Annotated in this window: 19 protein-coding genes; 6 read left to right on the top strand and 13 right to left on the bottom strand. The window is 50.4% G+C overall.

What is annotated here, in order from left to right; translation table 11 throughout:
- Positions 1 to 219 precede the first annotated feature (219 nt).
- Positions 220 to 2,019, top strand: a complete 1,800-nt coding sequence (locus ACYU87_RS17600) for an ABC transporter ATP-binding protein (protein ID WP_461135392.1) — start codon at positions 220 to 222, stop codon at positions 2,017 to 2,019.
- Between the two features lie 133 nt (positions 2,020 to 2,152).
- On the opposite strand, the gene ACYU87_RS17595 is transcribed toward ACYU87_RS17600, so the two are convergent.
- The 3 genes from ACYU87_RS17595 to ACYU87_RS17585 form a co-directional block, all read right to left on the bottom strand.
- On the bottom strand, positions 2,153 to 2,644 hold the full coding sequence (locus tag ACYU87_RS17595; protein WP_461135391.1) for a hypothetical protein: 492 nt from the start codon (positions 2,642 to 2,644) through the stop codon (positions 2,153 to 2,155).
- A 131-nt stretch (positions 2,645 to 2,775) separates the two neighbouring features.
- Positions 2,776 to 3,231 carry a DUF4920 domain-containing protein gene (locus ACYU87_RS17590; RefSeq protein ID WP_461135390.1) on the bottom strand — a complete coding sequence of 152 codons (456 nt, stop codon included), beginning with the start codon at positions 3,229 to 3,231 and terminating at the stop codon, positions 2,776 to 2,778.
- Positions 3,232 to 3,400: 169 nt separating this feature from the next.
- Positions 3,401 to 4,477 (bottom strand): spore photoproduct lyase family protein, encoded by a 1,077-nt coding sequence (locus ACYU87_RS17585; protein WP_461135728.1) that lies wholly within the window; start codon positions 4,475 to 4,477, stop codon positions 3,401 to 3,403.
- 377 nt (positions 4,478 to 4,854) lie between these two features.
- Here ACYU87_RS17585 and ACYU87_RS17580 point away from each other — a divergent pair, with 377 nt between their 5' ends.
- Positions 4,855 to 5,376: a DinB family protein gene (locus tag ACYU87_RS17580; protein WP_461135389.1), complete on the top strand. Its 522-nt coding sequence runs from the start codon at positions 4,855 to 4,857 to the stop codon at positions 5,374 to 5,376.
- 194 nt (positions 5,377 to 5,570) lie between these two features.
- Here ACYU87_RS17580 and ACYU87_RS17575 read toward each other — a convergent pair whose 3' ends face one another.
- From ACYU87_RS17575 to ACYU87_RS17545, 7 genes are all read right to left on the bottom strand, one after another.
- Positions 5,571 to 6,266, bottom strand: a complete 696-nt coding sequence (locus ACYU87_RS17575) for a hypothetical protein (RefSeq protein WP_461135388.1) — start codon at positions 6,264 to 6,266, stop codon at positions 5,571 to 5,573.
- Positions 6,267 to 6,420: 154 nt separating this feature from the next.
- Positions 6,421 to 7,512, bottom strand: coding sequence for an aminotransferase class V-fold PLP-dependent enzyme (locus ACYU87_RS17570; protein ID WP_461135387.1), 1,092 nt, complete (start codon positions 7,510 to 7,512; stop codon positions 6,421 to 6,423).
- An 80-nt stretch (positions 7,513 to 7,592) separates the two neighbouring features.
- Positions 7,593 to 9,497, bottom strand: a complete 1,905-nt coding sequence (serA, locus tag ACYU87_RS17565; protein WP_461135386.1) for a phosphoglycerate dehydrogenase — start codon at positions 9,495 to 9,497, stop codon at positions 7,593 to 7,595.
- A 3-nt stretch (positions 9,498 to 9,500) separates the two neighbouring features.
- Positions 9,501 to 9,872, bottom strand: coding sequence for a HepT-like ribonuclease domain-containing protein (locus tag ACYU87_RS17560; protein WP_461135385.1), 372 nt, complete (start codon positions 9,870 to 9,872; stop codon positions 9,501 to 9,503).
- A complete protein-coding gene (locus ACYU87_RS17555) occupies positions 9,865 to 10,152 on the bottom strand; it encodes a nucleotidyltransferase family protein (protein ID WP_461135384.1) in 288 nt (95 codons plus the stop codon). Before ACYU87_RS17555 ends, ACYU87_RS17560 begins: the two co-directional genes overlap by 8 nt.
- Positions 10,153 to 10,157: 5 nt before the next feature.
- The gene (locus tag ACYU87_RS17550) at positions 10,158 to 11,138 is read right to left on the bottom strand and encodes a YheT family hydrolase (protein ID WP_461135383.1); all 981 of its coding nucleotides are present in this window, start codon (positions 11,136 to 11,138) and stop codon (positions 10,158 to 10,160) included.
- A gap of 152 nt (positions 11,139 to 11,290) precedes the next feature.
- On the bottom strand, positions 11,291 to 13,111 hold the full coding sequence (locus ACYU87_RS17545) for an acyl-CoA dehydrogenase (protein WP_461135382.1): 1,821 nt from the start codon (positions 13,109 to 13,111) through the stop codon (positions 11,291 to 11,293).
- Positions 13,112 to 13,275: 164 nt separating this feature from the next.
- Here ACYU87_RS17545 and ACYU87_RS17540 point away from each other — a divergent pair, with 164 nt between their 5' ends.
- The 3 genes from ACYU87_RS17540 (at position 13,276) to ACYU87_RS17530 (ending at position 17,323) form a co-directional block, all read left to right on the top strand.
- A complete protein-coding gene (locus ACYU87_RS17540) occupies positions 13,276 to 13,806 on the top strand; it encodes a DUF2911 domain-containing protein (protein WP_461135381.1) in 531 nt (176 codons plus the stop codon).
- Between the two features lie 230 nt (positions 13,807 to 14,036).
- Positions 14,037 to 14,945: a hypothetical protein gene (locus ACYU87_RS17535; protein WP_461135380.1), complete on the top strand. Its 909-nt coding sequence runs from the start codon at positions 14,037 to 14,039 to the stop codon at positions 14,943 to 14,945.
- Between the two features lie 407 nt (positions 14,946 to 15,352).
- Complete coding sequence (locus tag ACYU87_RS17530) at positions 15,353 to 17,323, top strand: sialate O-acetylesterase (RefSeq protein ID WP_461135379.1); 1,971 nt, start codon at positions 15,353 to 15,355, stop codon at positions 17,321 to 17,323.
- Between the two features lie 89 nt (positions 17,324 to 17,412).
- Here the strand turns inward: ACYU87_RS17530 and ACYU87_RS17525 are convergent, their stop codons facing one another.
- From ACYU87_RS17525 to yidD, 3 genes are all read right to left on the bottom strand, one after another.
- Positions 17,413 to 17,793 carry a DUF4174 domain-containing protein gene (locus ACYU87_RS17525; RefSeq protein ID WP_461135378.1) on the bottom strand — a complete coding sequence of 127 codons (381 nt, stop codon included), beginning with the start codon at positions 17,791 to 17,793 and terminating at the stop codon, positions 17,413 to 17,415.
- Positions 17,794 to 17,867: 74 nt separating this feature from the next.
- Positions 17,868 to 18,242, bottom strand: coding sequence for a co-chaperone GroES (locus ACYU87_RS17520; protein WP_461135377.1), 375 nt, complete (start codon positions 18,240 to 18,242; stop codon positions 17,868 to 17,870).
- A gap of 101 nt (positions 18,243 to 18,343) precedes the next feature.
- A complete protein-coding gene (gene yidD, locus ACYU87_RS17515) occupies positions 18,344 to 18,553 on the bottom strand; it encodes a membrane protein insertion efficiency factor YidD (protein ID WP_461135727.1) in 210 nt (69 codons plus the stop codon).
- 171 nt (positions 18,554 to 18,724) lie between these two features.
- Here yidD and lgt point away from each other — a divergent pair, with 171 nt between their 5' ends.
- Entirely contained in the window at positions 18,725 to 19,570 is an 846-nt protein-coding gene (lgt, locus tag ACYU87_RS17510; protein ID WP_461135376.1) for a prolipoprotein diacylglyceryl transferase, read from the top strand.
- The last annotated feature ends 203 nt before the right edge of the window (positions 19,571 to 19,773 follow it).

Raw genomic sequence — 19,773 nt, 5'->3', positions numbered from 1 at the left:
GTTGAACGTAAACGTAGCCAGCGGGCTGTCGAACGTATAGCCAAATTATCTGGAACGCATTTGTGAGATTTCCGGGTGAATATAGAGGCTTGCTTTGGGTGTTTCCAAATCCGGCCCGTATGGACAACCGGGAATTATCTGGCGCGAAATTACGTCTGTCTTCAACGAATGCCTACAAATAATGATGAACTGGATTAGGCATCACTCCTCAATCTGTCTATGAAACTACTCTACTCCTACCTGCGCCAATACTGGGGGCTATTGATTCTCGCTCTGTTCCTGGCGGCTATCAACCAGATTTTCTCCTTACTCGACCCGTATATTTTTCGCAAAATTATTGATCAGTACGTTGTTAAGCCGGGTGGTAAACTACAGGACATCAATTTCTGGGGTTTTCTGAGCGATGGAGCCGGTCTGCTGATCCTCCAGGCGCTGGGTGTTGCGATGGTGAGTCGCATTGCCAAAAATTTTCAGGATTATTACGTCAATGTCATTACACAGCGGCTGGGAGCCCGGCTCTATACCGATGGGCTACGACATTCGCTGGAACTGCCCTATCAGGTATTTGAAGATCAGCGGTCGGGGGAAACGCTGGGTAAACTCCAGAAAGTACGGGCCGACGTTGAAAAGCTGATTCAATCGTTTGTTAATGTGCTCTTTACGTCCGTCGTTGGCATCATTTTCGTGATGTGGTACGCCAGTACCGTTTACTGGCCTATTGCCCCTGCCTACTTCCTGACGATTCCGCTGCTGGGTTTTGTGAGTTCACTGCTGAGTAAGAAAATCAAGGTAGTGCAGAAAAACATTGTGGCCGAAACAACAGCGCTGGCTGGCTCAACCACCGAAAGCCTGCGAAACATCGAGTTGGTCAAAAGTCTGGGGCTGGCCCAGCAGGAAACCGAGCGTCTGAATGCTACAACGGGTAAAATTCTGAAGCTGGAGCTGAAGAAAGTTCGGTACATCCGGTCGCTATCGTTTATTCAGGGAACGTTTGTAAACCTGCTTCGCAACGCCATCATGCTGCTCATGCTGTTTCTGGTTGTGGAGGGGCGTATCACCGTCGGGGAGTTTTTTTCGCTCTTTATTTATTCATTCGCCATTTTTGGCCCATTGCAGGAGCTAGGCAATATCATCAACGTATACCGGGAAACGGAAGCCTCGCTGGCCAATTTTCAGCAGATTCTCGATACGCCGAGGGATATAAAACCGGCGCATCCCAGGGCGATCAACAAAATACAAACCCTCGCTTTCGATGGAGTACGATTCAAACACCTAACGGCCAGCGCACCAGCCTTAGATGGTATTTCCTTTACGGCCAAGCTTGGCGAAACCGTTGCCTTTGTGGGACCATCGGGCTCGGGAAAAACGACACTGGTGAAGTTGCTGGTGGGACTCTATCCACCGTTGGCGGGTCAAATACTGTACAATGGTATTCCTGGATCGGAGATTGACCTCGATGAGTTACGCGAACAGATTGGCTTCGTTACGCAGGATACGCAGCTCTTTGCGGGTACTATTCGCGAGAATTTACGGTTTGTTGCTCCCAACGCTACGGATGAAGAATGCCTGACAGCCCTCCATCAGGCCGCTGCCAACACATTACTCGATCGCGCTCCACAGGGTCTCGATACGGTCATTGGTGAGGGCGGGGTAAAGGTTTCGGGTGGCGAAAAACAGCGGCTGAGCATTGCCCGGGCTTTGTTGCGTAAACCAGCCTTGCTGGTGTTTGACGAGGCTACGTCCGCGCTGGATTCCCTTACTGAAGAGGAGATCGGTAGGACGGTGCGCCAGTTGTCGGGCTCCCGGCAGCACATAACCATCCTGATTGCTCACCGCCTGAGTACAATTCTGCATGCCGACCGGATCTTCGTACTCGAACGGGGCCATGTAGCCGAAGAGGGTACACACACCGATCTATTGACCCAAAAGGGATTATACTATGCCATGTGGCGTCAGCAGATTGGCGAACGGAAAGAAGCGCAGTTACCTGGTCAGAAAGAGATGTCAGTGGTTGGTTGACGGGCTATTTTTCTGAAAAGGGCTGTTTCTACTTCCCCTATGCGTGTCCTCACGGCTCACGGATAGGGTAGCTCGTAAGGACATGAGCCACGAAAACTGTTCGTCTGGGTTAACGGTTGTTTTTAGAATCTTTTTAGGGTTTGCCCGAACAAACGCGGCATAAGTAGGCAAGCTCCACAGACCATCCCCGGTCAACGTTGCCAACCGAAAGCGTGATTTGGGTTCGCGGGGTAAGCCAGATAATGTTTCGGGTATCGCCCAGAAGAACTGTTTTTCCGCGACCATATTTCTCCGTCATCTGTTTTTCAAGATCGCCGGAAGCGGTAAGGACATCATCCTTGGTGACGGAGGCCGTTGTGTAATAGTAGTAGGATGCAGACAGTAGCGAATCACCATTGAACTCGTACTCAAGGCCCATCAGCCGGTCGTTCAGAGGAACTCGGGCGTAAACCAGTTTCTCCTTCCTGGTAGACGTAGGCTTTGTCGGTTCAGCTTCCCTGACCTGTTTAGGCGTAAATCCCCACCGAACGGTCCGAACATCAGCCGCCTGCTGTCCGTAAAGAAGATTCGTCGTTACTAAAAGCAAAACGAAAGATGAAAAAATTGCTTTGAGGAAGAAATTCATACGTATAAGTTTGAATAAAGCCAGACATCAGCGCAAGTCCGGTCTGAACATACAAAAGAAGCCGTAATGAGGAGGAATAACCTCATTACGGCTTCTTCTTTTTTATATGCGGCTTTCCCAAAATAGCTTGTTTACTGTTTCACAATCACGCCATCGGCGACAAACGTGAGTGCTTTTTCGGGTTTGGTAATTCTGGCGATTTCTTCCTTCGACTTTCCGGCGTCTTCGGCAAAATGGCGCAGGTCGGCAACGGGTGTAGTCGTAGTTTCGGCCGTACCTTCTACCACAACGGTTTTACCCACTATGTCTTTGGGAACAAAGAACCCATAATCCTTAAACGACACACGCATTGTCTGACCATCGCCGGTCTTAACCTTCATCCAGCAGCCTTTCACTTTACAAACCGACTCAACCGTGCCTTCTACTTTCGCTGGCATTTCGGTTTTGTCGGCCATTTTAGCTGTTAGTTCGGTAGCCGGAATGGCCCCCGTTGGCGTGATTTTTTTGCCGTGGTAACTCATATCCGTTTGGGCAAACACGCCAAATGACGACGCAACGAGCAGGGTGGTAAGCAGTAGGTTCTTCATGGTTTAAGTCAACAGGGACAGAGATGCTTGTTTGGTTGTTTGGTGCGTATCAGGTGTCAGGTACTGTCTGATACGTACAGTCAAATTTACCATTTTCAGCGCATTGGCAAAATTCTGCGCGAAGTCAATTTGAGCATACGCCTGGCGATGTACGGCTCTGACCGGGTCACTAAGTCCAATAAAGTATTGGCGCACTCGGGAACCGCTTTGTCCATTCGGCATAGAAAAACGCTTTCATTTCCTTCATTTCTTCAGGGCGATATACGTACTTGGTACCTCCGAATTTATTCCGCTTTTCGGCGCGTCCTGCCTCGTCCAGGTCAAGCGAGGTATTCGGATACCACTGCAACAGCACATCTTTGGAGCCAGGTGTAAAGCGGTGGGTGATGAATTCCACGTTCATGTCCAGGGGGCTAAAATCAAGCACCTCAGAAATCCGGTCAAGGAGAGCCGTATAGTGTTCACGCCAGTTGGGTATGGCCATAATGGGGGCAATGACCAGCCCGACAGGGTAGCCGCCCCCGCCCAGGTCTTTAGGCAGGGCCAGCTTGCGAATGGCCTGCAACCGGGCTTCTACGGAGGCCGTGCCCCCTTCGAGTCGGCGGGCTACCGTATCAGCATTGAGGCTTATCCGGGCGCGGGTGTTCCCCTGGTGGGGTAGATCGAGGAGACTATCAATCTGATCGTACTTGGTTACAAAGCGTAACTCGCCCATTGAACGGGTGCCATAATACCGGATACACTCGGCCATACTACCCGTCAGATGCTCGATGCCCAGCACATCGGTGTAGCAGCTTACCTCAAACGTGGTGGGCCGAGCAGCAGCAGCCGACCCATTGGCCTGTTTTTGCCAGGTGCGGTTGGGTGGGTAAGTCCCTTCGTACGTGGCCGTGTTCGCCAGCATCTTGGGGAGGTTAGCATAGGCGCGTACAACCGGCGGACCAGCCAGGCTGCCTGCCAGATAGCAATATTGACAGTGAGCCGGGCAGCCTTCGGCCAGGTTCATTTGCCAGTCGGCCGAGGGGGGAATGGGTTGTAAGCGGAAGGCGCTGGGTGGCGCATTGACTACCGCCAGCGTGTTTTTAGCGATGCGGTATGTTTCCCGCTCATCGGCTCCCCGTAAACCCGTGATGCGATTATTTTTGGCAATCTCAATCGGTAAATTGAGGGCGGCAATCCGCTCGTACATAGCCTGCCCAAAAGATTCTTTCAACGCATCGGCCGTAAAAACAACACGTTTGGGCAACCAAAGACGGGCTGATTTAAGGAGGGGTTCGGCAACTGGTTTTTCAAATAAGTCGGTCGTCATAACGGAGTAGAAAGAGAACAGCGATGAAGTCGAGAAGAACAGCTGTTCTCTGTATGTATAACACGTAATCACGTCAGATGAATCCCTATGTACAAAATGATATTGATCGTAACTTGTTGTCTATTAAGCGATTGATAAATAGTTTATTTCTGATTTATAACTTGTTTCTGACTGGAGAATCCGAGGAGGCACCTTCTTATACCCGCTGAGAATTGGCAATACTTAGCGCCATAATCTTTACGAAAATGGTATAATTGCATCGATACAGGACGTTTGCAAACGAAAACCAATGCGTCAATCTAAAGCGTAGAAGAATGGAAACAGAGCCAATGAATAGTCAACGTCAATTGGATACAGCCAGTCAATCGTTTAGTAACTGGACCAACCACTTAACCGATGAGCAGTTTTGGGCGCATCCCGACGGTAAATGGTCGGTTGCGGAAGTTATGCAACATCTGTATCTGTCGGCCCGGCCGGTAGCACGTCTGTTGGCTGGCCCCCGCGAGGGGTTGGATCAATGGGGCAGGGCCAATAGGCCGTCCCGATCGTACCACGAGATACGATCTGCCTACCAAACTGTGCTGGCAACGGGTGTCAAAGCGCCCGCCGTGATGTCGCCCCGCGAAGAAGATATGAAAATAAGCCGTGGTGATTTGTCAGAGCGGTTTCATGCTATCTATCAATCACTTATGGATGCCGTTAAAAACTGGTCAACAGACGAGCTTGATGAGTACTGCATTCCCCATCCGGTTCTAGGTAAACTAACCGTTCGAGAAATGATTTACTTTACCAGTATACACACGGAGCACCATCGACAGCTTTTGCAAAACGTGTAATATTGGTTTAGTTGTCAGCCTTCTTGTGCTTGGATGACAAAACGGGCATCGGGTAGTACGCCTTCTTCTTTTAAATGCATTAGCCCTTGTTAACAATCAAAGCACTATGGCTCGCAATTGTCAACAAGGGCTTGGTAAGTTCTGGTCGAAGATCAGTTACGTGAATACAAACTAATTTTCTTCGTCGGTATTCACTAGCGCGCCAGTTTAACCCCTTTACCAGCAACCCGGCCAAAGTAGTAGTTAACACCAACCTTCAGACGGCCACCTTTACCGCGGCTAACCGTTGGGTCAATCTTATTGTAAAAACTGCTTTCGTACGAAACCTCAGCGCCCAACCGGTGTAATATCCACGCCATAACCCCAATTTCCAACCCTACACTTGTGTATTTGAATTTAGTGTCAGCGGGTGTATTTTCCGAAAATTCACGGCCACTATTTAAACTGGCACCAACGAAACTACTGATACGCGTACGGAAAGGATAATACCGGGCAAAAGCGCCTACTTGCCGGGAGTGGTACTTGTTCCCGACGAGACGATCGGCATCGTAACGCAAACCAGCCGCAAAACCTGGCTGAAAGAAGTAGCCAAGACGAGTGTTCAAGCCCAGATAAACTTGTCCGCTGGTGGCACCCATACCGATACCTCCGCCCACGAAAAGGTTGTTTGGCTCAAACCAGCTCAGTTGGTTTGCCTGCTGGTAGCTAATGGATTTGTCGATTTCCTCATCCATTTTTTCGCCAGCCTGTTCTGCTTTCTGCCGAACATCCTGTTTTGTTTTTTCATCAATCATTGGCCGCCCGGTTCTGCTTGAGTCTGACCTGTTCTGCGCCATGGCACAAATACTTAAGCTAGTCAGGAGCGTTACAGTTGTAAGTAATTTCTTCATCGTCGTTGAGTTAATACCATAAAAACATCGTTCTATTAACCACAAAGCCCAGAGAAGGTTTGTCGATGAGTCAGACTAAGCGGAAACGGCCCTAAAAAACAACGCCTTCTCAAAAGTGAAAAGGCGTGTGCAAAAACTATAAATGACAGTGTCCTTATTTCTGCAATTGATCAATCAAAGAGCCAATCTGTTCCGCAGATGTCGCCGGAAAATTAGCGATCCGGATTTGTGAATCCTTAAATTTACCGTAGCCACTCCCAACGATCATGTTTGCTGATTTGGCTGCTGAAATGACGTCGGCCGATGACTGGGGCTGCCCCGCCGACCCAACACTGGCTACGATAACCGTTTGCGAACGATGGCGCTCCTGTTTGACAAAGGGCTCAAAAGAAGCGGAGCTCTCCAGGAATTTGTACAGCATCCGGGCTTTTTCTTCGGTTTGTTTCCGGATGGTATCAATGCCGATCCGATTGAAGTCTTCGGCAATTTTACCGAGTATATAAATGTACACTACGTTTGGCGTGGCGGGCGTCTCAAATGTGCTGTAGTGTTTCCAGAGCATCGGCAGCGTGTTGTGCGCGCCAATGGTCAGGGCATCGCTCTTTTGCAACCGTTCGGCTTTGGCCAGACAGGTCTGACTGGCGATCCAGACCCCCAGTCCGGCAGGCATACCGAACGCTTTCTGAACTGAAAAAAACGCGGAATCAATCAGGCTGAAATCCAGATCCGGAAAGGGAGCCGATGAGACAATATCGACGCAAAACAGCTTTTTAGGGTATTTGCGTTTGAGCTTATGTATTTCAGACGTCCGCATCTGCACACCCGACGAGGTCTCGTTGTGGGTAAGGCAAACCAGTTCTGCGTAGGCCGGTATCTCAATTTCAGCCGCGTCGAAACCTTCCCCGAATGGTTTCTCCAGAACGTGGGCATGCTTGTGAAGCGAATTGGCGTAGTCGTAGAATTTTTGCGAGAATGAACCATTCACAAGGTGAAAACTCTCGTGTTCTACACAGTTCAGAAGCACACGTTCCCACACCTCCGACGCCGAACCCGTAAAGAAAATGCCGTGGGTAGCGGGAATGTTCAACAGCGTTCGCAGCTGTTCATCGGCAAATTTGTAAATGTCCCGAAACCGCTGGCTCCGGTGCGAAATGGAGCCGATCTGCTCATCCATTGCCTGTTGCAGATGTTGAGAAAAGGTCGGGTAGAGTTCGGCCGGGCCGGGGGTAAAGTACGTGTTTTTCATTTTTAGAGAGAGAAAGGGAGAAAGAGTGAGCGAGTGAAAGAGTGTTCAGCCGCTCTTTCACTCGCTCACTCTTTCTCCCTTTAATATAATAGTCTAAACTTGATGGTATTGTCAATGTCCTTTAGTTCCTCAACCACCTCGTCAGCGTACTCCTTGTCGACGTCGGTGATTACGTAGCCAATTTTCTCGTTTGTTTTGAGGTACTGGCCGTGGATGTTGATGTGGTATTTGGCAAAAATAGTGTTCATCTTGGCCAGAATACCCGGAACGTTGGCGTGAATGTGTAACAGCCGGTGCGCTCCTTTCAACAAGGGGAGTTGCAGCTCGGGGAAGTTTACACTACCGTACGTGCTTCCATTGTTGATGTATTCGAGTAGCTTGTTCGGCACAAAGTTGCCAATGTTGGCCTGGGCTTCTTCGGTGCTACCACCAATGTGTGGCGTCAGGATGACATTGGGCTGGTTGCGCAGGGCATTCATGAATTCCTCATTATTGGTTTTGGGCTCCTGAGGGAACACGTCAACACCGGCACCCGCAATTTTACCCCGCTCAATGGCATCTACCAGCGCCGGAATATCGACAATGTGACCGCGGGAGAGGTTGAGGAAGATAACGCCGTTCTTCATCAACCCAAATTCGCGGTAGCTGATCAGGTTTTTGTTTTCCTTGCGCCCGTCGGTGTGGAGACTGATGATATCGGCAATCGCCAGCAGTTCGTCCAGAGTCTTGCATTTCCGGGTATTCCCCAGCGCCAGCTTATCCACGATATCGTAAAAGTAAACCTCCATCCCCAGGGCTTCCGCTACGACCGATAACTGGGTTCCGATGTTGCCGTAGCCCACCAGACCGAGTTTCTTGCCACGTACCTCAAAGCTGTTTTTGGCCGATTTGTCCCAACCGCCCTGGTGCATCATATTACTCTTCGGAACAATGCTCCGGATCAGCATGATAATCTCGCCAATGGCCAGTTCAACCACCGAGCGGGTATTGCTGTAGGGCGCATTAAAGACGGCAATACCTTTCTCGGTACAGGCATCCAGATCAATCTGGTTGGTACCGATGCAAAAGGCACCAACGGTCATTAGTTTGTTGGCATGTTCCAGCACGCGGGCCGTCACGTTTGTCTTCGACCGAATACCCAGGATCGACACGTCGCGGATGGCTTCGATCAGTTCATCTTCATCCAGCGCACCCTTCCGTATCTCCACATTAAACCCTTCCTGCTCAAATAGTTGAACGGCTATGGGGTGTACATTTTCCAGCAGCAGAACCTTGATCCGGCTTTTGGGGTACGACTGGCTGCGGCTTAAGTTGTTGTGATACAAAAACTCATCCAGCGACGGGGCTATGTGGTCGGCTTTCTCCACCACGCGGGGGCGCAATACGTTCTCCGTGAACGCGTAGAACCGGTTGGCCAGTCCTGAGGCTCTGATTTCGTAGTCCGTGTATCCGTCACCAATCACGTATACTTCCCCATCGAGTTGCAGGTTTCGAATGACCTGTGATTTGCCGCCGTTGGCCGACAATGGATTCTCGGTGTCAAATCCAACAATGGAACCGGTTTCGTCGAACACAAAAGTGTTAGCGAAGACATGGTCTTCACGAATACCCAGCGAGGTAACAATCGGGACAATGAATTCCTTGAAACCGTTCGAAACAATATAGATCGTCTCGGCGTTTTCGGCCAGAAACTGCCTGTTCCGTTGAAACGAATCGGAGATTTTACCCATCAGCGTGTCAACGAGCGCGGGCAGCTGGCTTTTGTGCGCCTTGAGCAGGTTAAGCCGCAGAATCAGCGAATCCGTGAAGGAGATTTCTCCCGACATACCCCGGTCGGTGATTGTCTTAATCTGATCCAGTACGTCGTCCCGGTCGGGGCGGCCCGTCAGTGAGATTTCACCCAGTACGTCCAGTGCTTCAACCTTCGTGAAGGTACTGTCGAAATCGATGATGTAGTAGGTTTGTTCGAGTGGTTTGGTGAGCATGATTCAGATTTGGTCAACATCCGCATCTTCCAGCGGGTTACTGTCTAAAATAGAATTAATTGCCTGCTGAAGAGGTGGTAGATGAACAGTGATTATGCGCCACATAATTTCGTAATCAAGGCCAAAATAGTCATGTACCAAGATATGGCGAGTGCGAATGATACGCATCCATTCAATAGTTGTGTGCTGATCACGAAACGGTTTGGGAACCCGGTTAGCCGCTTCACCTAAAACCTGCACGTTTCGGACAACGGCATCTCTAGCCATCCTGTTTTTTAGAAAAGACTCATAGTCCAAACCAGCTGTATATTCCTTGATGGCATCAATTGCTTCCATCATATCAGTCAACAAAATGTAGGCTGATCGCTTAGACATAGTACAATTGCTGCGTAACGTAAGGCACTAGAGCTGGCTTTATCGCTTTTCGGGTTACCAGATCAACCGGCTTTTGGAGTAGGCTTTCTAATTCTATAGATAAGTCAATGAACTCGAAACCAACGGGTTGTCTGAATTCCACCAGTATATCTACATCGCTGTTTTCCGTTGCCGTGCCGTCAGCATAAGAACCAAATAACGCCAGAGATGCCAGAGGATAGTCGGTAAAAAGGCGCTCTCTGTTGGCCTTTAGTACTGTTTTTATGTATTCTGCATCCATGTCACTTACAAGTATAGATTCGTCAAAAATGCCAGCGCCCGCTCCTCCGACCAGTACGTACCCTGAATGCCACCCGTTCGGGGTGGAAATCCGCAATGGCCACCCTGTTCAGGGAACTCCATCCAGACGGCAGGGAGTTCCCGGCCCAAAGCCTCCGGAAAACATTCGGCGGAAAGAAACGGATCGTTCTTCGCATTCACAATCAATGTTGGAATCGTAATGTTTGGAATGAACTGCAACGAACTACTCCGTGTGTAGTAATCAGTTACGTCCCGAAATCCATGCATGGGTGCGGTAAACAGGTCATCGAATTCCCGGATACTGCGTGCCTTGCGCACGGCCTGCGTTGGAAAGGCACCCGGCATGGTGGCTGCTTTTGCCAGGACTTTCCGTTTCAGTGTTCGGTTGAACCGGTGGTTATATACCAGACTATCCCACTGTTCGAGCCGTCGGGCGGACCCCATCAAATCGACCGGCACCGAAAAAACGACGGCTTTTTTGATGGCTGAGCTCAGCGTGGCTCCGCCCTGTTCTCCGAGGTATTTCAGCGTAACGTTGCCGCCCGCACTGAATCCCATGAGGTAAATAGTTTGATAGCCCCTGGACAGGGCATGTTGAATGATGAAGTGTAGGTCGCCGGTTTCGCCAATGTGGTAAAACCGCTTTTGCCGGTTCATCTCGCCACTACAGGAGCGATAATGCCAGGCCAGACAGGTAAAGCCGTGTCGTACCAGATGCCGAACCATCCCGGCCAGATATTGGCTGGTTGAACTCCCCTCAAGCCCATGCGTAAGAATAACCAGGGGGCTTGATGAGCCATCCGCATAACACCAGTCCAGATCCAGAAAGTCATCATCCGGTGTCTCGATGCGTTCGCGGACGTAAGAGACCTCAACCTTGCGGAAGAGCGAGGGAATAATGGTTTGCAGGTGGCCGTTCCACAACTGGATTGGCGGCTTATAACTTGATGGGGCAATCAGCGGCATTACCGAACCCGGGCGATTGAAGCCGCAAAGGTAAAGGTTCTGAACTTAGAAGCTTGAAAAACCTCAAAAAATAGGCTGATCGCCTTCGGGTTATCCTGAGGCTAGTTGATCGTTTGCGTGTTCGTCTTTTGTCAGTCGTCCGTAGACTCTATTTACAGGGCTAGTTCCTTGGCCGATACAATCGTCAGTACTTCGGGGTCTTTCAGCCGAACCGCCAGCCCCAGCGTTTTGGGCACTTCGTAATGAAAATAAAATTTCATCGTGTGAATCTTGCCTTCGTAGAAGATCAGGTCGTCGCCCTGCGGGTTCAGGGTCACAAGCGCTTGTTTGGCAACTACTGCCTGTTTCAACCATTGCCAGGCCACGACCACAATTCCGAATAGCTCCAGAAACAGCGTGGCGTCGGATAAATAGCGTTCAATATCGCCTTTCTGCATATGGGGCAGTAAACTTCTCATCACGTCCTGTATGCGTACCAGTTCGGCTGCAAGCTGGTCGGCGTAAGGGGTTAATTCATCGAACGATCTGGCTTCGGCGATCGACTTAGTTAGTTCGGCAAACAGCAGGTGGGGCGCTTTGCCGCCTTTCATGGTCATCTTCCGACCCAGCAGATCCTGTGCCTGAATGCCGGAGGTGCCTTCGTAGATGGGAGTGATGCGAATATCCCGATACAACTGCTCGACCGGAAAATCTTCCGTATAGCCATAGCCGCCGAACGTCTGAAGACTTTGGCTGACGGATTGCACCCCCATGTCGGACGGGTAAGATTTGGCTACTGGCATCAATAAATCGAGTAGCAAAAACGCATGTTCCTTTTCTTCGCCGTCGGCTACTTCGCTGATGTCGTACAGCCGGGCTGCTTCCAGAAGCAGCGAGAGAGAGCCCTCCGTAACGGCTTTCTGAAATAAAAGCATCCGTCGAACGTCGGGGTGGTTGATGATGGGCGTCTGGGGCGTATCGAGCTGATTCTTGGTGTTCAGTCGTCGGCTCTGTGGCCGCTCCCGTGCATACTGTAAAGCCGCATAGTAGGCCGCTGTAGAAATACCCGTTGCCGTCATGCCCACCCCGATACGGGCTTCATTCATCATCTGGAACATGTAGCGTAGGCCCTGGTTGGGTTCGCCCACCAGATAGCCAATGGTATTGTCGTTTGATCCCATGGTCAGGTGCATGGCTGGCACGCCTTTCTGTCCCATTTTGTGGTAAACGCCCGTTGAGATAACGTCATTGTCGACAAAGCCGCCCTGCCCATCGGGCCGATGCTTGGGTACGACAAACAGCGAAATACCTTTTGTGCCTTGAGGGGCTCCATCCATCCGCGCCAGCATCAGGTGAATGATATTGTCAGCCGCGTCGTGGTCGCCCGCCGAGATAAACACTTTTTGCCCCTTGATCTGGTAAGCGCCGGGTCCGGACTGACTGTCGGTCAGGGGCGTTGCCGACGTCGTTACATCGGAGAGCGAGGACCCAGCCTGTGGTTCGGTAAGGGCCATCGTTCCCTGCCAGGTGCCAGCCAGCAGGCCTGGTAAGTAAATGTTTATCAGGTCAGGTGAACCAAAGGAGGTGATAAGGTGGGCAGCCCCGGCGGTGAGGCCGGTGTACATCATCCCGTTGTTTGCAGCCATTAGAATAAAGGTCACGCAGGAGCTAATCAGTTTCGGTAGCTGCTGGCCTCCATGCTCAACGGAAAAACCGGCCCCGATCAGGCCCGCGTCGCCCATGGCTTTCAGAAATTCTTTTATACTTGGGTGAACGGCAATGTGTCCGTTTTTGAGCTCCGGCTGGTTTCTGTCGACTTCCCTGAGGTACGGGTGCATGCGGGTGTCGGCAATGTAAGTAGCCGAATCAAGCACAAGCATAAAAGTTTCGCGGTCGTGAGCACTGAAATACTCGTATTTGGTCAGTTCGTCGGCTTTAAAGACCTCATGCAACAAAAACTGAAGGTTGCGTCTGCTAAAATAAGTGGCTGCCATGGAAGATAACGCGTAAGCTAAAGATTTACCAAAGGTAAGGTATTGGGTAGCACAAGCGAAAATTGCCCGACGTTGCCCGTTCTGTTGGTGCCATCTCGGAAAACTATCGTTTACTTTGCGGTGTTAGACAGACGTACATTCAACACAAATCCAATCATAGACACATGAAAAATCTAATTGCTGCTTTCGCATTGCTTTTTGCCATGGTATCAGGGGCACAGGCGCAGGATGGTAAAGCACCGGCCAGCCCGAAAGTAACCGTAGAAAGTCCCGACAAAAACATTAAAGTCGTGTATGGCCAGCCTTCTAAAAAAGGCCGGGTTATTTTCGGCGCTGACGGTTCGAACAGCCTTGAAAAATACGGTAAAGTATGGCGGACGGGCGCCAATGAAGCAACTGAAGTGACGTTCAAAAGCGACGTAATGTTCGGGGGTAAAATGGTTAAGGCAGGTACGTATACGCTTTTCACCATTCCCGGTGATAAGGAATGGAGCGTTATTCTGAATAGCACACTGGGCCAATGGGGGGCTTACGATTACGAAAAAATTAAGGGTACCGATGTGGCTATGGTCAAGGTACCCGTTTCGATGACCAAGTCACCCATCGAGAAATTAACGATTACTCCGGCAAACAGCAGCATCGCCATTGCCTGGGATAACATGACAGTTTCGGTGCCAGTTATGAAACACGGCTGAGAATACGGTCCGGAGCGTAACAAAAAAACCAGTCTATCCGGCTGGTTTTTTTTTGTTACGGCCAACGGCAAACTAGGCAGTTCTACTTATTTGGCTATCTTTTCGAACGGAATTAGCCGAATTGGAGTCATAAAGGCATTAACCAGTGCCGTTTACGAATTAAATGTTTGTAAGTGGTTAACAAACAAATGCTTATCGCGTTATTTGTAAAACGCTCTAACCGATACCCGATGATGAAACGCTACTTCCTGTATGTACTACTTGGGTGCGCCGTGTTGCCTGTTTATGGGCAGGGTATTACGGACTATTACCGGCTACCGGAGCGTAGTCAGCAGTATAACCGGTTACTCACCCGCTACGGAGGCCCCTACATTAAAAGCCGGTGGTACGCGTCTCTCGAAGGATTCGTTCGGACGGATCGGGCCAGGCTCGATAATTCGTTTGACGGACTTATTCAGAGCGATCTTGTGGGTAAAGCTAGTTGGGGGGGCGTAGTCGGCTGGATGTATCGGGAGCGATGGGCCTTCGAAGCGGGATATGCTCGAATGCCAATTCATACACAAGTCTCTGTTATAAACGCCAGTTACCCGCTGGCATTCCGGTACAACAGCAAGCAGAATGCGTTTGTCATACGCGGCAAACGGCTTATTGTATCAACCAGTAAACCCTGGCTGCGGTCGGGTTTCTGGCTAAGTGGAGGCATGTGGGTTGTGCCGAATAGTGGTCAGCGGGAAGGCCGGTTTTCTCTGTTGGGATATCGGTACGATGGTCGTCGGGAAACGCCGGATACGCTTCGTCTGACCAGCGAAACGCACGCCAACGCCAATATGACCGCCCTGGCCGAATTGGGGCTTGAGTATAACATCCGACTCAGCAGCGCCATCGACTTGGGTTTCGCCGTCCGTAAATTCTGGGGCCTGAGCGACGCGCTCACAACCGACGTGACGTATGCGGTAAACACCCCCAATACGCAGTTCGGAAATTCGGTCGCCGGAAGCCGGACATCGGTGCAAACAGCCCAGTTACTGGGCGATGGCAGCGGTATGAGTTATGGCTTTACCCTGCGCTATACCTATGCCACCAGGCGGCATCTGTCCAACGCGCTGGAAGTGCGCGGAAAAATGCCCCATATCCGGTAACGTCATCACAATCGTTAGGTCAGAGCTGCTTTCATGGTTCATCCCTCTCGTTGGGCTGTGTCCTCACGAACCATCCATCCATATGGTGAAGTTGGTTGCCAAAATTGGCGAGTCAGTGAAAGTAGGCCGCGTCTTAACAGCCCATGGAGAGGAGATAGCTTATCCATGGGCCGTTTTAAGACACGACGTCACAGCCATCGGTTTACTAACATTCCGTGCATTGCTCATGGCCTGACATCGCTCATAAGCGACACCCGTCGTCGATCCAGCGTATTTTTTTGCCTTGCGATCCCACCTGCCTCATTAGCCTTATCATGTATTCATTGTGGGAACATTTGCCAAATCCATGAGGATAAATGTAAATTTTCGACTTTTGTGCTCTGGACACAACTAACGACTGATTACGTATGAAATGCTTTATGTGGGGAGCGTTGCTGATAAGCCTAGTAGCAAGTCAGGCAGCCTTTGCTGATGTGCGTTTGCCCAATGTTTTTGGCTCACACATGGTCTTGCAACGCCGAAAACCGGTGCCAGTGTGGGGATGGGCAGAGGCCGGTGAGAAGGTAACGGTAACGCTCAATAACCAGACGAAAGCGACAAAAGCGGGGAAAGATGGAACATGGCGCGTTGCCCTCGATGCGATGGAAGCGGGTGGACCTTACCAACTGCTGGTTAAGGGAAAAAACAATACCGTCACATTTGACGACGTACTGGCGGGCGAAGTATGGATTTGTTCCGGGCAATCGAATATGGAGTGGCCGCTGAGTGCAGCCGCCAACGCCAAAACGGAAATTCCGGTGGCCAATTATCCCACCATTCGACAGTTGCTGGTTAAGAAGGCTATCAGCTTAACACCAAAAGACAATATCGACGGAAGCTGGAGTATCTGCACACCCGAAACGGCCCCCCAGTTTACCGCGGTTGGGTACTTTTTTGCCAAGCAATTACAGAAAGAACTCAACGTACCCATTGGGTTGATCAACACATCCTGGGGCGGCACGCACTCCGAAACCTGGACGAGCCGCGAAGCAATGAACCAGAACGACGAACTTCGGCTGGTTGCCAGTAAGCTCCCTGCTACTAGCGACGAAGTTATTCAGCGTGGAGCTGCCCGGACGCAGGCATTGATCAACGCGCAGCAGGGTAGTCTGCCAACAGCCGCCGATGAACAAACCTGGGCCAGTGCTACGCTGAATGACAGCGAGTGGAAAACGATGAACATGCCTGGAGACTGGGAATGGGGTGGGTTACCGACGCTGGATGGCGTTGTCTGGTTCAGGCAGGAGATTGTTATTCCGGACGGGAGCAACCACCAGAAAATGGTACTTTACATCGACTCTGTTGCCGACAATGACTCAACATTTATAAACGGTCAGCTGGTAGGTAGTACAAAAGGCGGGAAAGCCCGCGCTTATGCGATACCCGATGGCTTACTGAAGTCCGGACGGAATGTGGTGGCGATTCGGGTTACGGATACCGACGGGAGCGGTGGCCTAATGGGCCGTCCTGAACAACTCAAACTGGCTAACGATAACTTAACCATTCCGCTGGCAGGCAAATGGAAATACCGCGTTGCCAGCGTGTTTGCGTCCTCGTATAAGCCGGGGCCAAACACGTTCGCTACGCAACTGTTCAATGCCATGATAAACCCGCTGATACCATATGCCGTTGAAGGAGCCATCTGGTATCAGGGTGAGTCGAACGCAGGCCGGGCGTATCAGTACCGCAAAACATTCCCCTTAATGATTCAGGATTGGCGCAGGCATTGGGGGTACGATTTTCCGTTCCTGTTTGTACAGCTGGCCAGCTTCAATGCTGGCAACGGCGATAGCAGACAGGGTAGTAACTGGGCCGAGCTTCGCGAAGCGCAGACATTAACGCTTCAGTTGCCCAACACAGGCATGGCTGTTACATCGGATATTGGCGAACGGAACGACATTCATCCCAAAAACAAGCTGGATGTCGGGAATCGTTTAGCGGCCGAAGCCATGCGCGTGGCTTATGGTAAAGAGGGGGAGAAGGGCAACGAACCTTCACGGGGGCCACAGTTCAACAAAATGACCGTTGCCGGGAATCGGGTCACGTTAACGTTCGGTAATGTAGGCAGCGGGTTGATCGCCAAGGATAGATACGGTTACCTGAGAGGCTTTGAAGTAGCCGGCGCGGATCAGAAATTCTATTATGCTAAAGCCGAAATTCAGGGTAACTCGGTCGTCGTTCACGCGGATTCCGTAGCGACACCGGTTGCCGTTCGTTACGGATGGGCTGACGATAATGGCGATGTGAACTTGTACAACCAGGAAAATTTTCCGGCTATACCGTTTCGTACGGATACGTGGAAAGGTATTACCGAAGCTGCCAAGTTTGGCGAACAGTGATGCAGTAAATGAAATCGACCAACACGCACAATATGAGTTATCGTGCGTGTTGGTCGATTTTACCGTAATAGAGCCTGATCGTTTCTATCTTACTGTTTGCTTTCCTGCTTTCGCATGGGCATGCTGTCTATTGTCTGGAACAGGTCTTTCGCGGTAACGGGCTTTGAGTACGTCTTTTTGATGCCGCCATCTTTTCCAATCAACCAGCCGACAAAACCATTGGCCGGGTTCAGCTTGAAGTCATGCATGAGAAACTGGCGGTCGGGCTCCATCACCAGCGACGATACCAGTACGATCACATCCAGATCGCGCTCGGCCAGACCATCCCGTACTTCGTTCAGGGCTTCCTGTTGTTCAAGTGTATAATGCTGTGCATCGTCGCGTCCGTAAATCAATAACACGCGCCGATGATCTTTCTTCTCGGTTAATATCGCTTTAAGCGATTTCTGCTGATTCGCTACACTTTCCATAGTAAGGGTAAATCCGATAAGGAGGATTGTTAAAGATATCAACCAATAGCGTCTCATAGTGTTTGCTGTTACGTTTACAGATCTTCCAGCCGCTCCAGCATCAGAATAGAGCCTTGCGGGACAATAACATACCGTTCACCCTCGTAATCCAGTTCGATGGCGTTACGCTGTAAATACAGTGCAACATCGCCCTCCTGTGCCTGTAAAGGCATGTATTTTACTTTTTCTTCAGTTTCTTTCCAGGGCTCTTCGTCCGACGCGGACGGTATCGGATAACCCGGGCCAACCTTTATAACGTACCCAGATTGAACCTGCTCTTTTTCCTGTACCGTTGGCGGCAGGTACAAGCCACTGTTGGTACGCTCAGACGGGTCCTTCGGTTTGATCAGGACCCGGTCGCCTACAATAATCAGGCGTTTCAGTTTGTTATCGGCAGTAATTCCAATCATTGGCGTAAGTCGTTAATCCGTAGTTGTCAGCGACTCGTCAAAAATCGAGCAAATCTGGAGTACAAGCCAAAATGTCAGCCAGAATGCCTGACTGGCTCTGGTCAGGGCACCGGGTCATAGCCATGACCGCCCCACGGATGGCAGCTACCGATCCGTTTCAGTCCCAGCCAGCCACCCCGCAGAGCACCATATTTTCGAATGGCCTCCACCGTATATTGGGAGCAGGTCGGTGTATAACGGCAGGCATTCGGGAAGTAAGGTGACACAATGGCCTGGTACCCTTTAACGAGGCCAATTAAAATTAACTTCATCATAAACCGATCAACACGAAAACGGCCAAAAACTTTCCCGCAATCCCTATCTTTGCCCAATATCGGTCATCGATCTTGGGTTTGTGGTTTAGGCTAGGCAAAGGCACCATGTGCTGGCACTCATCCGATATCCGTAACCCCAAAACGGTAGACCTGAAACTTATTCATTGTATGCTTCAATACGTTATTTGGGAAGTCAATCCCGAAATTTTTCACATCGGTTCGTTCTCGGTTCGCTGGTATGGTCTCCTTTTTGCCCTGGGTTTCCTGATTGGAATGCAGATCATGAGCTATATCTTCAAAAAGGAAAACAAACCCGTTGCCGATACCGACACGTTGCTTATCTATATGGTTGTGTCCACCATTCTGGGTGCCCGGATCGGTCATTTTTTGTTTTATGAACCGGAAGTCCTGCTTCATCATCCGCTAACCGTTATCACCCCGCCTTTTGCGGGTTTGGCTAGTCACGGAGCTGCGATTGGTATTTTACTTGGCCTGTGGTTATACTCCCGCCGGAAAGAAAGTCAATTAACGAACCAGACGTTCTTATGGGTAACAGACCGTATCGTTATTGTGGTTGCTCTGGCCGGAGCCTGTATCCGTTTCGGTAACCTGATGAATTCCGAGATCGTTGGTCGGCCTACCGATGTGCCCTGGGCGTTTGTGTTCATGAATAATAGTGAATACGCCAAAATTCCCCGCCATCCGGCACAGTTATACGAATCCCTCTCCTGTCTGGTTCTGTTTTTTATTCTGTTATGGTTCTGGAACCGGGCGAAGGCAAGAACGCCCCGTGGCAGTATGCTGGGAATTTTCCTGATCTGGATTTTTGGCCTGCGCTTCTTTTATGAATATCTGAAAGAAAATCAGGTTCCTTTTGAAGATACGTTGCCGCTGAACGTAGGGCAAATCCTGAGTATCCCGGCCGTGCTAATGGGAATCTATTTTCTGGTACGCAGTTACCGCACACCTGTTGTGCTGCCCGCATCCGAAGAATCGAGAACCCTCGAATCCTGACGATGTACAACTGGTATACATAACTTGCGGAGGAACGCAGACATCTGAATAAGGCTTCTACGGCCCGATAACTAATAGGTTTAACGGTTAATGTAGCCTATAAAAAGGCGGGAACCCGGAAAATGCTGTATTTTTGAAGCTCGCTTACTTCAACCATACACTTCACTCCGTGAGCCCGTCTTTTTTTATGTCACGTAAATTTC

This window comes from Spirosoma lituiforme, assembly GCF_054776635.1.
This window is presented reverse-complemented; position numbering and strand designations above follow the sequence as displayed.

What these genes read in the sequence shown, in the direction of transcription:
- ACYU87_RS17590 (WP_461135390.1), bottom strand. Translation starts at nt 3,231, where the DNA reads ATGAAGAACCTACTGCTTACCACCCTGCTCGTTGCGTCGTCATTTGGC.
- ACYU87_RS17545 (WP_461135382.1), bottom strand. Translation starts at nt 13,111, where the DNA reads ATGGCAGCCACTTATTTTAGCAGACGCAACCTTCAGTTTTTGTTGCAT.
- ACYU87_RS17540 (WP_461135381.1), top strand. Translation starts at nt 13,276, where the DNA reads ATGAAAAATCTAATTGCTGCTTTCGCATTGCTTTTTGCCATGGTATCA.
- ACYU87_RS17560 (WP_461135385.1), bottom strand. Translation starts at nt 9,872, where the DNA reads ATGTCTAAGCGATCAGCCTACATTTTGTTGACTGATATGATGGAAGCA.
- ACYU87_RS17595 (WP_461135391.1), bottom strand. Translation starts at nt 2,644, where the DNA reads ATGAATTTCTTCCTCAAAGCAATTTTTTCATCTTTCGTTTTGCTTTTA.
- ACYU87_RS17530 (WP_461135379.1), top strand. Translation starts at nt 15,353, where the DNA reads ATGAAATGCTTTATGTGGGGAGCGTTGCTGATAAGCCTAGTAGCAAGT.
- lgt (WP_461135376.1), top strand. Translation starts at nt 18,725, where the DNA reads ATGCTTCAATACGTTATTTGGGAAGTCAATCCCGAAATTTTTCACATC.
- ACYU87_RS17535 (WP_461135380.1), top strand. Translation starts at nt 14,037, where the DNA reads ATGATGAAACGCTACTTCCTGTATGTACTACTTGGGTGCGCCGTGTTG.
- ACYU87_RS17580 (WP_461135389.1), top strand. Translation starts at nt 4,855, where the DNA reads ATGGAAACAGAGCCAATGAATAGTCAACGTCAATTGGATACAGCCAGT.
- ACYU87_RS17570 (WP_461135387.1), bottom strand. Translation starts at nt 7,512, where the DNA reads ATGAAAAACACGTACTTTACCCCCGGCCCGGCCGAACTCTACCCGACC.
- serA (WP_461135386.1), bottom strand. Translation starts at nt 9,497, where the DNA reads ATGCTCACCAAACCACTCGAACAAACCTACTACATCATCGATTTCGAC.
- yidD (WP_461135727.1), bottom strand. Translation starts at nt 18,553, where the DNA reads ATGAAGTTAATTTTAATTGGCCTCGTTAAAGGGTACCAGGCCATTGTG.
- ACYU87_RS17575 (WP_461135388.1), bottom strand. Translation starts at nt 6,266, where the DNA reads ATGAAGAAATTACTTACAACTGTAACGCTCCTGACTAGCTTAAGTATT.
- ACYU87_RS17550 (WP_461135383.1), bottom strand. Translation starts at nt 11,138, where the DNA reads ATGCCGCTGATTGCCCCATCAAGTTATAAGCCGCCAATCCAGTTGTGG.
- ACYU87_RS17525 (WP_461135378.1), bottom strand. Translation starts at nt 17,793, where the DNA reads ATGGAAAGTGTAGCGAATCAGCAGAAATCGCTTAAAGCGATATTAACC.
- ACYU87_RS17520 (WP_461135377.1), bottom strand. Translation starts at nt 18,242, where the DNA reads ATGATTGGAATTACTGCCGATAACAAACTGAAACGCCTGATTATTGTA.
- ACYU87_RS17555 (WP_461135384.1), bottom strand. Translation starts at nt 10,152, where the DNA reads ATGGATGCAGAATACATAAAAACAGTACTAAAGGCCAACAGAGAGCGC.
- ACYU87_RS17600 (WP_461135392.1), top strand. Translation starts at nt 220, where the DNA reads ATGAAACTACTCTACTCCTACCTGCGCCAATACTGGGGGCTATTGATT.